Annotated in this window: 13 protein-coding genes and 1 pseudogene; 12 read left to right on the forward strand and 2 right to left on the reverse strand. The window is 48.0% G+C overall.

Translation table 11 applies throughout. The features are described from left to right. Positions 1-14 precede the first annotated feature (14 nt). Positions 15-656: an orotate phosphoribosyltransferase gene (gene pyrE, locus ACMHXI_RS11415; protein WP_025010866.1), complete on the reverse strand. Its 642-nt coding sequence runs from the start codon at positions 654-656 to the stop codon at positions 15-17. A gap of 104 nt (positions 657-760) precedes the next feature. Continuing rightward, complete coding sequence (rph, locus tag ACMHXI_RS11420) at positions 761-1,474, reverse strand: ribonuclease PH (RefSeq protein ID WP_025010865.1); 714 nt, start codon at positions 1,472-1,474, stop codon at positions 761-763. A 180-nt stretch (positions 1,475-1,654) separates the two neighbouring features. Between rph and ACMHXI_RS11425 the strand changes: the two genes are divergently transcribed. From ACMHXI_RS11425 to brxC, 12 genes and pseudogenes are all read left to right on the forward strand, one after another. Beyond that, positions 1,655-2,518, forward strand: coding sequence for a YicC/YloC family endoribonuclease (locus ACMHXI_RS11425; RefSeq protein ID WP_208184394.1), 864 nt, complete (start codon positions 1,655-1,657; stop codon positions 2,516-2,518). Between the two features lie 193 nt (positions 2,519-2,711). Beyond that, complete coding sequence (locus ACMHXI_RS11430; RefSeq protein WP_208184393.1) at positions 2,712-3,956, forward strand: tyrosine-type recombinase/integrase; 1,245 nt, start codon at positions 2,712-2,714, stop codon at positions 3,954-3,956. A gap of 12 nt (positions 3,957-3,968) precedes the next feature. Continuing rightward, the gene (locus tag ACMHXI_RS11435) at positions 3,969-4,805 is read left to right on the forward strand and encodes a hypothetical protein (protein WP_335925059.1); all 837 of its coding nucleotides are present in this window, start codon (positions 3,969-3,971) and stop codon (positions 4,803-4,805) included. 187 nt (positions 4,806-4,992) lie between these two features. Next, positions 4,993-5,214 carry a helix-turn-helix transcriptional regulator gene (locus ACMHXI_RS11440; RefSeq protein ID WP_208184391.1) on the forward strand — a complete coding sequence of 74 codons (222 nt, stop codon included), beginning with the start codon at positions 4,993-4,995 and terminating at the stop codon, positions 5,212-5,214. Positions 5,215-5,240: 26 nt separating this feature from the next. Then, positions 5,241-5,435, forward strand: a complete 195-nt coding sequence (locus ACMHXI_RS11445; protein ID WP_368873499.1) for a helix-turn-helix transcriptional regulator — start codon at positions 5,241-5,243, stop codon at positions 5,433-5,435. Between the two features lie 246 nt (positions 5,436-5,681). Then, positions 5,682-6,557: an inovirus-type Gp2 protein gene (locus ACMHXI_RS11450; RefSeq protein ID WP_208184389.1), complete on the forward strand. Its 876-nt coding sequence runs from the start codon at positions 5,682-5,684 to the stop codon at positions 6,555-6,557. An 88-nt stretch (positions 6,558-6,645) separates the two neighbouring features. Next, positions 6,646-6,780, forward strand: a pseudogene (locus ACMHXI_RS11455) (HGGxSTG domain-containing protein); the annotation flags it as partial. Between the two features lie 12 nt (positions 6,781-6,792). After that, entirely contained in the window at positions 6,793-7,203 is a 411-nt protein-coding gene (locus ACMHXI_RS11460) for a hypothetical protein (protein WP_208184388.1), read from the forward strand. Between the two features lie 490 nt (positions 7,204-7,693). Continuing rightward, on the forward strand, positions 7,694-8,584 hold the full coding sequence (locus tag ACMHXI_RS11465; protein WP_335922539.1) for a WYL domain-containing protein: 891 nt from the start codon (positions 7,694-7,696) through the stop codon (positions 8,582-8,584). Further along, entirely contained in the window at positions 8,581-9,180 is a 600-nt protein-coding gene (locus ACMHXI_RS11470) for a DUF1819 family protein (RefSeq protein ID WP_208184387.1), read from the forward strand. Before ACMHXI_RS11465 ends, ACMHXI_RS11470 begins: the two co-directional genes overlap by 4 nt. Then, complete coding sequence (locus ACMHXI_RS11475; RefSeq protein WP_208184386.1) at positions 9,177-9,794, forward strand: DUF1788 domain-containing protein; 618 nt, start codon at positions 9,177-9,179, stop codon at positions 9,792-9,794. Before ACMHXI_RS11470 ends, ACMHXI_RS11475 begins: the two co-directional genes overlap by 4 nt. Positions 9,795-9,875: 81 nt before the next feature. Continuing rightward, positions 9,876-13,556 carry a BREX system P-loop protein BrxC gene (gene brxC, locus ACMHXI_RS11480; RefSeq protein ID WP_413734964.1) on the forward strand — a complete coding sequence of 1,227 codons (3,681 nt, stop codon included), beginning with the start codon at positions 9,876-9,878 and terminating at the stop codon, positions 13,554-13,556. The last annotated feature ends 15 nt before the right edge of the window (positions 13,557-13,571 follow it).

The raw sequence follows: 13,571 nt of genomic DNA on the forward strand, positions 1-13,571 counted from the left end.
TATCCTGAGTGGCATTAAATACCGTACTGTTCACGATAGGCGCTGACGGCGGCCAACTCCTGTTCCATCCCCGGTTTCTCGGCCAAGTAGGCAATCAAATCGGCCAGCTTGATGATGGCCACTATCTGGCAACCAAAGTCGCGCTCCACTTCCTGAATGGCAGACAGTTCGCCCTTGCCCTTCTCCTGACGGTCGAGTGCAATCAATACCCCGGCCAGAGTCGCGCCATTGGCCTGAATAATCTCCATGGACTCGCGAATAGCGGTACCTGCGGTGATCACATCATCCACCAACATCACCTTACCCTTGAGCTCGCTGCCAACCAGGTTGCCGCCTTCGCCGTGGTCTTTCTTCTCTTTGCGGTTAAAGCAGTAAGGAATATCCAGATCATGGTGTTCGGCCAAGGCTACAGCCGTGGTTGTGGCGATGGGGATCCCCTTGTAGGCCGGGCCAAACAGGAGATCGTAGTCGATACCGGCATCCACCAACGCAGCAGCATAAAAACGGCCCAGGCGGGCCAGATCCCGCCCAGTGTTAAACAGACCGGCATTGAAGAAGTATGGGCTCTTGCGGCCGGACTTCAGGGTAAACTCACCGAATCTCAACACCTGACGCTCAAGGGCAAATTCAATAAACTCGCGCTGATAGGCTTTCACGATCTCTCCTCTTTTGATTATGGGCAAGCCCTTAAGGCTCACGGGTACGAACAAGTACTCTCTGGAGTACGAAAAAAAGGACCCTCATGGGGTCCTTAAAAAACTTAACTCAATGCGGCCTTCTGTACATCGATAATCTCACGAATGCCATGCTTGGCCAGCTCCAGCAGACTCAGCAACTCTTCATGGCTGAACGGCTCGCCTTCAGCGGTGCCCTGGATCTCGATGATCTTGCCGGTTTCTGTCATCACCACGTTCATATCGGTTTCGGCGGCGCTGTCTTCGATATATTCCAGGTCACAGATAGGCTCACCTTCAAAAATCCCCACGCTCACGGCGGCGATCAGGAATTTGAGCGGATTGGCCTTGAGAATACCCTTGGCACGAGCCCAATTGAGCGCATCCACCAGAGCCACACAGGCACCTGTGATGGCTGCGGTGCGGGTACCGCCGTCGGCCTGAATCACATCACAGTCGATCACTATGGTGTTTTCACCCAGCAGCTTCATATCCACAGCGGCGCGCAAAGCACGGCCGATGAGGCGCTGAATTTCCTGGGTACGACCAGACTGCTTGCCCCGGGCCGCTTCGCGATCCATACGGCTATGAGTAGAACGGGGCAACATGCCATATTCTGCCGTCACCCAACCTTGGCCCTGGCCTTTGAGAAATCTCGGCACCCCTTCGGTAAAACTGGCGGTACAGAGTACTTTGGTATCGCCGAACTCGACCAGCACAGAACCTTCAGCATGGGCGGTAAACTGGCGAGTGATTGAAATGGGGCGGGTTTGAGCCGGAGTTCTGTTGCTGGGACGCATAATGAATTCCTGTATTTTGTCGTCTGGACTGAATTGGCTGCATATTATAGGGCCTTGCGACGCTTGACGCCATGGCGGATCCGTATCGAACCGACAAAGTGTATACACTTTACTTTAACCCCGGGGGCAAGCTGTCTATAATCCTCTGCTACACCCGTCTTCAAGCAACTGGAATATCTGATGATCCACAGCATGACCGCCTACGCCCGTATCGAGCATAAAGCCGACTGGGGCACAGCCTCCTGGGAAATCCGCTCAGTCAACCAGAGATATCTGGAAACCTATCTGCGCCTGCCGGAACAGTTCCGCAGCCTGGAGCCTGTGCTGCGAGACAGACTGCGCAAGCGTCTCAATCGCGGTAAGGTAGAAGTCAACCTGCGCTACGAGCTGAGCGATCAACAAGGTACCCAGCTGAATATGAATCAGGACTTGGCACTGCAACTGTTGCAGGCCGCCAACTGGGTAAAACAGCAAGCCGGCCAGGGTGAGCTCAACCCGGTGGATATTCTGCGCTGGCCTGGGGTCATGTCCTCATCCGAGCAAGACATGGATGCCATTGCCGCCGAACTGCTCAAAGCCTTCGACGGCGCCGTCGATCAGTTTATCGAAGCCCGCGGCCGTGAAGGCAGCGCCATCAAAGAGATGCTACTGACCCGCCTGGATGCCGTTGAAGCCCAGATCGCCATAGTCCGCGAGCACATGCCCAAGGTCATGGAATGGCAAAGGGAAAAACTCAGCAAACGCCTGGCCGAAATCCAGGGCGAACTGGACCCAGCCAGACTGGAACAGGAAATGGTATTGCTGGCCCAAAAACAGGACGTGGCCGAAGAGATGGATCGTCTCGAAGCCCACGTGGCCGAAGCCCGCCGGATCCTCAACAAGGGTGGCAGCGAAGGCCGCAGACTGGACTTCATGATGCAAGAGTTCAACCGCGAATCCAACACCCTGGCCTCCAAATCAATCAGCAGCGAAATCACCGCCGCCGCAGTCGAGCTTAAAGTGCTGATTGAGCAGATGCGAGAGCAGATCCAAAATATGGAATGATGTTCGCAGGCGTTCAGACAAGTTTCAAATAGCCACTTAAGCCCAGTAAATGCTGGGCTTTTTTGTTTTCACTTGTTTTATCTTGTTTAATGCTGTTCAATTCATAGTGGTTACTAGATAGGTAACTAACTTGATAGTAACCACCTAATACGCACTAAAACTAAAGATTAGTAACCACTTCGAGTGTGATGCCATGAACAGTAAGCAGATCAGCGCCTTCATCAAATCAGGAGAAATTACCCGCAAGCCGGTTGGGGATGGGCTTTACATTAGGGTGCAAACCCCAGGGAAGGCGTCTTGGGAGGTGAGATACACGGTAAATGGTAAGAGAAAGTTCATAACCCTAGCTGGTGGTCAGTATCCGCAAGTGACCTTGGCCGATGCTAAAGCCCAGGCTGCCGTCATCAAAGCTAATGCCAAGAAAGGTATTGATCCAAAAGCTGAACGGCAGAAAAGCAATCGCGTAGAGATTTACACAGTTGATGACTTGTTTGGTGATTGGCACGCAGGTCTTTGTAAGCGGCTCAAACACCCAAATGTGCCAAAACGCATTTATGAGAAAGAGGTGAAACCCTATATAGGTCAACAACCAATTGACTCAGTTGGAGCCAGGGATATCCGAGACATAATTCAAAAGGTCGAGGAAAGCGGTCGTCCTTCTACAGCCAATGACACCCTGATGTACTGCAAACAGATGTTCAATCATGCTTGCAAACTCGACCTTGCCAAAAGCAACCCAGCAAGCCCTTTCAGCGTCAACGATGCTGGTGGTCTTGAAAAAAGCAGAGACAGAGCTTTGAGCATGGATGAGCTATCGAAGTTGTTTCCAATTCTGCGCAGTTACCCAGCAGCCTTTACCCGAGATAACTATCTAGCCATCGCATTATTGCTGGTGTTAGGGGTGCGCAAAAACGAACTGACTGAAGCTAAGTGGAGTGAATTAGATTTGGTTAGTCAACTTTGGCACCTCCCTGCTGAACGCAGCAAAACAGGTGTAGCAATTACCATTCCTCTGCCGACAGAGATCTTGCCTTGGCTTGAGGAGCTGAAGATGCGGGCATGTGGTTCTGAATTCCTGTTTCCCTCACGGAAAACCAACGCGAAAAGAGGCCATATTTCGCCTGACACACTGAACCACGCCCTATCCAAAATGTTCGGTAAACCCGTGAATGGAGGCACACGACACTATCCCAATGTTTTTGCTGAGGCAGACATAGACCATTTCACAATACATGACCTCCGGAGAACCTGTCGCAGCCTTATGTCAGGACTCGGCATCCCTGGTCACGTTGCCGAACGATGTTTAAATCACAAACTCAAGGGTGTAGAAGCCATCTACAACCGCTATGACTATCTGGATGAACGCCGCGAAGCTCACGAAAAATTAGCTAACAGCCTAACTCCATTAGTAAATAGTGATTCACGACTTAATAACTAGAGTAGTACAACGATGAAAATACCTGAATCAGAGCGACTAAAGCGTTCTCAAGACGTAAGTAATATGCTTTTGCCTGAGTTGGTACCAGACCAACTCGACGCTCTGGGTATGATTTTTCCGCATGACCTGAGCCATGACTTCGACAGTGGTCAGAAGTCATTAGCGCCTGGCTTGGCATTACTTCAGCTACTAGAAAGCCGTTCTAAAGCTCTTGCTAATAAAGGAGGGCTCTATCATGGCAGGGGTAATCAGGAGCACCCCCACCAGCTCGAGCTGGTAAGAGATAACCATGCCCGATTAATGTCAATGATGTCTCAATTACTCCGGGAATATCCAGAAATAGAGCCAGCACACAATAAGCTGTACTGCTTCCTGGACAGCATACTCAACATTTCTGTGATGATGGGGTATTACGCTGGCTCTAATGATGCGCTTGCTCTTACCGACAGATATACCGACCTAGGTTACAAAAAATCTGTCGTTCAACCCCAGCAGGGAGGAACCAAGAAAGCTGAAAAATATAGCTGTATCAAAGAATTGGTTTACATGATGGCATCTGAAATTCAGCAACGCCAGCTCCCAGGAAAAATCACAAAGGAAGCACTTAATACTGCAATCTATGAAGTCATTCAGGAGTTCTCGCAACAAGGGGAGAACAAAAATATCCCTGCTTTGAAGAGCTTTTCTTGCCGGTATCCTGAGAAAAAAACAATCAAAAATTGGCTATCCGCCAAAAGACTTTCCAGCTCAAGCACTGGCTCTAAACTGACGAGTGCGCAGTTAGTCAAAGAACTTAAGAGCATTTTCCCTGCCCGCCGGATCAAAGAGATAATAGAGCAAACCATTTAAATACATACACATAGCCGTAAAAATGGTCCCTCTTCTGAGTAGAGGGGCTATTTCCTTTTTTCATAATCAACAAAATACATCTCATCAACAGGCAAACAGCCTCGAACACTATGATGAGACAAAATCAGCACCAAACTGGCCCTGTACTACGGCAAACAGCCTCGAACACTATGATGAGAAATGATGTATGAAATCAGCCCCTGCAATTCAACCCGGTGATCGCTTTGTGCGAGAAGCTGAGCGCCGTCAAATCACTCAGATCAGTAGAACAACTGCCTGGTCAATGGAACGGAAAGGACTCTTCCCTAAGAGACGTCGCCTTAATGAAAACGGCCATGCTGTTGCCTGGCTTTTGTCAGAACTCAATGCCTGGGTAGCCAGTCGTGAAATGGTTGGAGATGAGGCATGAGTAACCAAGCAGTAGATCCGCTAACTATGTATATCGATCAACATAGATTGGTGACAACTGACGACATACTAAATCTAACTGGCTTTAGCCGTTCAACTATCGACAGATGGCGAGCCAAGGGTATTTTCCCACAGCCAGCGTTTAAGCAAGGTGGCTCAAATGTCTGGCTCTTGCGAGATGTTCACCGATGGCTTGAAACCAGAATAAGCAATGGCGGGTAATCCCGCCTTTTTCTTGCCTGGCTAACTCGTTTACGCGAGGGGTGACGCAAGATGACGAATGGTTCCCTAACCAGCAAATACATCATCCCCACTGCAACCGGCTTTCCCATAGGGATCACCCCGATGACCCATCGCATTACTACCCGGTAATTAAGAATCTAGAGAGACCACTGCCCAATGTGTTTTGCAATTACCAAAGACAACTCCTACTTGTATGGCTACAAACAACATGCATGGAATGTCTACTTGGACAAACAAGCAAAGCTTCCAACAAAAGCAGTCAACAAGACGTTTGGGGTATTTGAAGCCATGCTTTCAAGATACAGCAAAGTCTTTGTGCTCAGAGTGGACTTACATCCCCAGTCATTCAATCAAGATAATCAGTTGATCTCTCAATTTCTGTCTGAACAACAAAGCAAACTCAAAACTCGCTACCAATGCGAATGTGCATTGATATGCGCTCGAGAGCAAAAGACCAGCAACAAAGAACACTACCACTTAGCCATCTTTCTCAGTGGTCATGAAATTCGACATTCAACTGGACTTGTTGAGTCCCTGAGAAATGATTGGAACGCTATCAGTGGCGGTAGCATGCATATCCCTGAAAACTGCTACTGCAACGTCTACCGGGGAGATAGACGAAGTCTGGTGTCTGCCGTCTATCGCGTCAGCTACCTCACGAAACGCAGCACCAAAGAACTCAACCCTAATGGCTGTGCAGGTCTAATCTTCCGCATACCTCAAGCTCAGAAGGCAGAAAATCATGATACAGACCTACTGCTGGTGGACCCTAAGCTCAGCAAGCCAATAACGGTATTACGCAGTTGGTTCTCACGCAAAGGTGAGATACCAAAGCAAACACCACCTCAGCAAGCAATTAACGCAAGAATAAGTAGACTAAAAAGGTCCAAACCATCCTTAGCCAATCAAGCTAAGCCGAAAAAACAGCAGTCATCTTGTTGCCTTCGAAGCCCCAATGCCAATGGTGAACAATTGCAGCCAGACAACACCATTATGACAGCCAAGCCGTATTCTGATACCCGAGCTAACCTAAACCCAAGCTATCGCTACCGGGATGAAACCTTGGCTGAGAGGTGGATCCACAAAGCCCATGACGGCTGAGTCAAAACAAACCCCATGAACCGAAGTTGATCCACTAGCTGATCCACTTTGAAACGATGAAACTGAAACAATTTAGGGATCATCTCTAATGACCAGATTTAACTTAGATAGCCTACCCCGGTGCGGAGCCAAAACCCGAAGTGGTGGTCGGTGTCTGCGATACGGCAACAAAATCAATGGCCGTTGCAAGTTACATGGTGGCAGATCGACAGGTGCCAAAACCAAAGAGGGAAAGATGGCTATGCGAGCCAATCCAATGAAAAACGCCCTTGCCTGGTATTGCAATCAAGAACTGAATCAACAGGATTTGCAGACAGGTATCGACGCATACAACCAGCTGGTGGCGTTGCTCAATAACTATGAATACAAGGACCACCAGCAGGTCACAAACATCGTACAGCGCTTCAGAATCGAGCTTGAATATGCCAAATACTTCATTGCCCGCCAGCAAGGTCCTGAGGCATTGGAGGTCATTCAATCAGCACTTGACCATTACTATAAAGAGACTGATGCTCCCCACCTACACTTCCATGTTTATACCAGGTTGTACCCCATGCCGTTCTTCAATCGGTTAGCCAGCAGCACTCAGATAGATGCGCAGATTCAATGGGATGCAAAAAGTGTAGTTAATGGGAATTTTTGGTAGTCATACCAACTTCATTAATAGTTTGATCAATTCAGAGCGTGTCAGGGATGCTGATTCAAGGCGCATTGATTGACTAAGGGTGGTTCCCTTTGAGAGCAATGCAACACAGAAGCAGGATGCCTGACACGTTCACACAGTGCGGGTTTCAATGCACTTGATACCGCGTTAAGTCGTCTCGACATAGCACCACTATGACTTCGCCGACTCGCCTTGTCTCAAGTGCATTGAACTCCCGCTGAAACAGATCAACTATTAAATGAAATTGGTATCACGTTACTTTGACCAGAGATATTCAGAAGAAAGCTTTTTAAATAGGCTGTTTATCAGTTAGTGCTCTTAGCGACATTTTGCGACAACAATCTCAATTTTTACGCTTGTGGCTATGGCTGTGCAGGACCTGTATTGCTAACATCCAACCTACTGAAAATCAGTAGGTGGTCAGCTCATAATAATCTGTCCAATTTTACCTGCCCTGCTCTTGGAATAGTCTGTGAAGCAACTGACTCTTGATAGCTTAACCCTCTCCCAAAGAGAGCGATTAGCGCACATCGATTTTGTATTAATGTTCAAAGGAGAGGCCCGTAGAGCGGACCTTATAGAGCGCTTTGGCATCGCACCCTCAGTTGCAACCCAAGACTTTGCCAGATACAAAGAAATTGCACCTCAGAATGTGGCCTATGATGAGAGGCGGAAACTTCATCTGAAAACCGAGTTATATCAACCTGTTTTTGAGTTTGATGTAATAAAAACATTAGCCACCCTTAGTCATGGCTTCGGTGATGGGTTTTTCAACCAAGGATTCCCAGCCATAACCTGTGACAGTCCCTACAGGATAAATCAGCCTTCGATTCATATTGTGGCCATGGTCAATGAGGCTATGTATAAGGGTTTAGCTTTAAAAATTACTTATTACTCTTTGTCTTCAGGCAAGACTACACGTGAGGTAGTACCACATACACTCGTGGATACAGGCTTACGATGGCATATCAGGGCATTTGACAGATTGAGCGGTGAGTTCAGGGACTTCGTACTCACCCGGATTGAATCAGCAACACTAATCTCAGCGCCAATCGCAGAACATGAAAAACAACTCAGAGACAAACAGTGGAACAGGATTGTCGAGTTGGTACTTCAGCCACACCCAAGTCTCACCCACTCAGAAGCAGTCATTCGTGACTACCAGATGTGCGAACAAATGTTGAGACTAGACATCCGCGCAGCATTAGCCGGATATCTGTTGCGACTATGGAATGTCGACTGCAGTCAGAACCATTCACTTCAAGGCCCTGAGCTACATCTGGCCCTGAAAAACTATCAAGCCCTCTACGGTGTAGAAAACACCGTCATCGCACCGGGCATGAATAAGAGCTCCCAATCATGAATGCAAAAGAATACTTAGGTGACATTATCGGCGGTAGCATCATGCTCCGAGAAAGTAGACTTATTGCGCACTTACTGCAAAGTCATCCCGATGAGCAACACTGGCTACAGGCCATAGTTGATGAAAACCTCCTGCAAAAGCCCTCTATTCACAGTGCTAAACGCATGGCAAGCACAGTTCGCAAGCGTATTGAGCCATTAGGAGAAGCATTTTGGACAGAACTTGAAGAGGCACATGATGAACTGGCAAGTCAGCTATTGCTGCTGGCAATTATGAAGCAATCACCTGTTTTAACTGACTTCATGCAAACCAGCTTCGCAGACGCCAGACGAATGTACAGAGAAGAGCTGAAAAACGATGACTGGCAAGAATTCATCAACTCTCGGATGCGTATAATCGAGGGTTTAGACAATTACGCCAGCACTTCAATTAACAAAATTGGTTCAAATGTCTTCAAGATACTGGCAGATGCAGGCTATCTAGCGTCCGGCCGCAGTAAAAAACTTAAAAAAGTTTACTTGCATCCACTGATATCAGAGTGGTGCAATCGGTATTCTTGCCCACAAATTCTTGATGCCATGGAAGGTGCACGATGAACAATCAGCAAGAAAGCAAAGCCTCACTAATAACGCGCCTTGATGTCATCGAAGAGCGCTTAAAGAGCGACAGCTTTTTGCTCAATCAAGAACTAGGGGGAGAGATTGGCTTCTACATCTTCGATTACCCTCCCCAGCATGAACTCATGGTCAGAGAGCACCTTGTCGGTACGCTTGGTAAGCTTGAACGTCAAGGCTATCGCTTCGTACACCTTAATATCTTTGAAGAATTAGTAGAGTTACTGCAAGGACGAAAGCTGTTAGACAAATCCTTCCAAATGGAAAAGCAAAAAGGCGCAGAGGCATTAGCTAAAGCGCTTAAAGGTCCATTGGAGCAAGGTCGAGTCGCCAGTCATCTAGCAGCAAAAATAATGACAAGAGAGCCTCAATTCGTTGTGCTGTCTGGCCTTGGACAATGTTGGCCGCTACTGCGAGGGCATAGCCTGCTAAACGCGCTGCACGCAAAAATGGACCAAATACCATTGGTTATGATGTACCCAGGTCGTTACACAGGGCTGGAACTATACCCCTTTGATTTTGACTCGGCCGAAATATCACGTGCCAACTACTACCGGGCGTTCCCTCTCGTCCCCAAAGCAAAGCAGTATACGTAACAGAACGTTAAGCGCGTTTTTTTAAACATTTTAGCAACGGAATGCCAGATACCCATCTGCACCACAGAATATTGGGATTACATGATGCAACTGAAAGATCTTTTTACTAAACAACTCGACCGTCCAATTAATGGTGTCGTTAAAGCCGATCAACTCGATGAACAAATCATTTGGAGTGAACTGGACGAGTACGTCGTAACACGAGAGCTAGATCGTCATCTCCGTCACTTCTTTGAGACTTACCTTCCTGGTATCTCAGCTCCTGACGATCCTTCGGTAGCAGGTAAAATTGGTATCTGGGTATCTGGGTATTTTGGCTCGGGTAAATCGCACTTTATCAAGATCCTATCTTATCTGCTGGGCAATCAAAAAGCTGTAAATGCAGGTGAAACCCGTACAGCGATAGACTTCTTTCGTTCGAAAATCACCGATAGTCTGCTTTACAGCGACATCCACGCCGCGGTGAGTCGCGATACCGACGTTATTCTATTTAACATCGACAGCAAAGCCGACACCGAAGACAAAGAAGACGCAATCTTGAAAGTATTCTTGCGAGTCTTTAACGAACGTCTTGGTTACTGTGCAGATCACCCGCACATCGCGCATTTGGAGCGAGAACTCGACGAACGTGGCCAATTTCAGGCTTTTAAAGATAAATTCCAGGAAGTTAAAGGAGAACGCTGGGAAGACGAGCGCGATGCCTATAGTTTCAGTCGTGATGAAATGGCGATTGCATGGGCGCACGCAACCGGCCAGTCGGAAACATCCTCAATTCAAAGCATGGATAATCTGGAGTCCATGTTCACGCTGGACATTGCTAACTTTGCCAAATGGGTCCGGGAGTATCTCGATCGCTCCGGTGACAAGCGTATCCTGTTCCTGGTAGACGAAGTCGGTCAATTCATTGGCGATAACACGCAAATGATGCTGAAACTGCAAACCATTACAGAGAACCTTGGAACCGCTTGCGGTGGGCGCGCTTGGGTGATTGTCACCTCACAGGAAGATATTGACGCCGTTCTTGGGGATCTCAGCGCCAAAAAAGGTCAGGATTTTTCCAAAATTCAGGGGCGCTTCCATACCCGCATCTCGCTGTCGTCTTCCAACACCAGCGAGGTTATCCAGGCAAGATTGCTTGAAAAAAGCCCGGTTGCAAAAGATGAGTTAGCTCAGTTGTACGCCAAAAAAGGCGACATCCTTAAAAACCAGTTGGCCTTCGATAGCAATACCACAGTCGAACTCAATAGCTTCGAAGATAACGTCCAGTTTGTTGATCACTATCCCTTTGTGCCTTACCAGTATTTGCTGGTGCAGAAGGTATTTGAGGCAATTCGAAAAGTGGGGGCTACTGGCAAACACCTCTCTAGGGGCGAGCGTTCATTGCTGGATGCATTCCAGAACGCTGCCCGCCAGTTTATGCAGCAATCAGTGGGAGTCCTTATCCCATTCCACGCCTTTTATCCGGCAATTGAGTCATTCCTTGATACCAACGTTAAACGCATATTCGAGCAAGCCACCGACAAAAAATCACTCGAACCTTACGATGTTTGCATTCTCAAAACCCTGTTCTTGATTCGTTATGTCGATATTCTCAAATCGACGCTGGACAACCTGGTTACCCTGTCGATTGAAGAAATCGACACTGACAAGGTCGTACTGAAAAGTCGTATCGAAGCCAGTCTTAACCGTCTCGAAAGCCAACTGCTCATTACCCGTAACGGCGATGAGTATGTATTCCTGACTGATGATGAAAAAGCCATCGAACAGGAAATTAAACATACCTTGGTTGAGTCAACCGAGGAAAACCGTCAACTCGCTAAACTGGTGTTTGATGAAGTGCTTGGCGGTAAACGTCAGTATCGTTATCCAATTAATAAACAAGACTATCCTTTGAGTCGTTTCTGTAACGGTCACCCGCTGGATGGCAGTCTGCAAACGGATTTAGTTCTCAAAGTAGTGTCTCCTCTGGACGCCAATTACGACAGCTATAACGAGCAAGCCTGTAAAGCGATGAGCAGTGAGGGCCAGGGCTGCGTGTTAGTGCGCCTGCCCAGTGATAAGCGTTTGTGGGATGAATTTGACACCTGGCTCAAAACTGAAAAGTTCCTCTCCGGTATACGTGGTCAACGCCCTGAGCAAGAAAAACTGCTCGCAGAAAAAGCGATGGAAAATACCAGTCGCCGCAAGCGGCTGAGTCTGGCGTTCGAGGAGCTGGTGAGGCGCTCGCCCTGCTATGTGTTGGGAAGCGAACTGAACATCAAAGCCTCCAATGTGACCAGCATCGTCGATGAATGCTTTGCTTATGTAATTGAAAATTCATTCCAAAAGCTAACCCTACTTAAGAGCTCTGGCAATGCACCATTGCATGAACTTAAAGCTGTAGTGACGGCAGATGATTTAGCACAACTAAACCTTGGCCTGAATGAACAAGACCCCAATGCAGCCGCCAAAAAAGAGATCTCCCTATTCCTCGAAATCTCGGACGAAGCAAACAAACCTGTATATCTGAAAGAGATGCTGGACCGTTTTACCGCCCGTCCATTTGGTTGGAACCGAGATGAAGTGATTCTGCAGCTGGCACACCTGGTGCTGCAAGGCAAAGTCGCTCTGTCTACCTCATCGGGTGATCTGCCATTAAAGCGGAGTTACGATCATTTTACCTCGGTACGAAGCCATGCAGGTCTGAGGCTGCGCCGGGTACGTCAGCACTCCGAGCTGCAAATCACCAAGGCAGCAAAACTGGCAAAAGACATCTTTAACAAGCCATTTGAAGCCAATGAAAAAGAGCTGGCCAAAAAGCTGGTGGAGGAACTCAAAGGCTGGCAAACACTGCTGCGAGAGTTCACTACAAAAGCAACGCAATCAGACAGCCCAGGCAAGTCGGTACTCGATACCGGTAGCCGTTTGGTTGCAGTACTGCTTGAGCAGCAAAATAATAGCTTTAGCCTGATTGAGCAGCTACAGAACAACAATAATGAACTACAGGATTTTGCCGAAGACTTCGAAGAAGTAGAAGAATTCTACACTCGCCAGTTTGATACCTGGCAACAACTCAAACGAGCATTGGGCGATCAGTTTGTAGCTAATCGTCATGCGCTGGATCAGGAGCCTGAGGCAGCTAATGCCTTCAATGAGCTTGAGCTTATCGCCAATGCCAGCAGTCCCTATGCCAAGCTGCGCTCAGTGGCTAATCACATAGATGCAATCAAAAGGGTCAACCAACGCCTGATAGAAACCAGACGTTACACCGCCACTGTTACCATTGATGCGGTTAAACAAGGCTGTATCAAGCTACTGAATGGATTACCAGATGAGGTCTGCAATCGTGCCCTGCATCCTTTTGAAACACTTAAGCAAAAAGTAGCTCAAAGCCATTCTCTGCACGAGATGTTAAGCCTAGAGAAAGAAGCCGATGAACTTGAAGACGATGTCATCGATATCATCAACAAGTACAGCGAGGCCCAAAAGGCGAAAGCTGCACATACTGAAAATGCTACAAATAGGGCGCAAACAGTCACAGAAGGGCAATCAACAGCCACTGCGACAAATGGTATGGAGTCGGCCACGAATACCCCAGCACAACCACAAGTCAAGACACAGACTCCGGCCGCCAAACCGATTGAAATTGTGTCACCTACTGAGCTACTCGGTGCCAGTCACATGTTTATTGAAACCAGTGACGATATCGAAGCATATCTCGATAAGCTGCGCAGCCGCTTGAATCAGGCCATCAGCGCCGGCAAACGGGTACGGATTAAATAGGGCAAGGGATTCAGG

The organism is Shewanella sp. BJSY2023SW005, from assembly GCF_047314585.1.
GTDB classification, from domain to species: domain Bacteria; phylum Pseudomonadota; class Gammaproteobacteria; order Enterobacterales; family Shewanellaceae; genus Shewanella; species Shewanella algae.

Bases quoted from the DNA above. Each gene is read 5' to 3' on its own strand.
- rph (WP_025010865.1), bottom strand. From the start codon at position 1,474: ATGCGTCCCAGCAACAGAACTCCGGCTCAAACCCGCCCCATTTCAATC.
- ACMHXI_RS11425 (WP_208184394.1), top strand. From the start codon at position 1,655: ATGATCCACAGCATGACCGCCTACGCCCGTATCGAGCATAAAGCCGAC.
- ACMHXI_RS11430 (WP_208184393.1), top strand. From the start codon at position 2,712: ATGAACAGTAAGCAGATCAGCGCCTTCATCAAATCAGGAGAAATTACC.
- ACMHXI_RS11435 (WP_335925059.1), top strand. From the start codon at position 3,969: ATGAAAATACCTGAATCAGAGCGACTAAAGCGTTCTCAAGACGTAAGT.
- ACMHXI_RS11440 (WP_208184391.1), top strand. From the start codon at position 4,993: ATGAAATCAGCCCCTGCAATTCAACCCGGTGATCGCTTTGTGCGAGAA.
- ACMHXI_RS11445 (WP_368873499.1), top strand. From the start codon at position 5,241: ATGTATATCGATCAACATAGATTGGTGACAACTGACGACATACTAAAT.
- ACMHXI_RS11460 (WP_208184388.1), top strand. From the start codon at position 6,793: ATGGCTATGCGAGCCAATCCAATGAAAAACGCCCTTGCCTGGTATTGC.
- ACMHXI_RS11470 (WP_208184387.1), top strand. From the start codon at position 8,581: ATGAATGCAAAAGAATACTTAGGTGACATTATCGGCGGTAGCATCATG.
- ACMHXI_RS11475 (WP_208184386.1), top strand. From the start codon at position 9,177: ATGAACAATCAGCAAGAAAGCAAAGCCTCACTAATAACGCGCCTTGAT.
- brxC (WP_413734964.1), top strand. From the start codon at position 9,876: ATGATGCAACTGAAAGATCTTTTTACTAAACAACTCGACCGTCCAATT.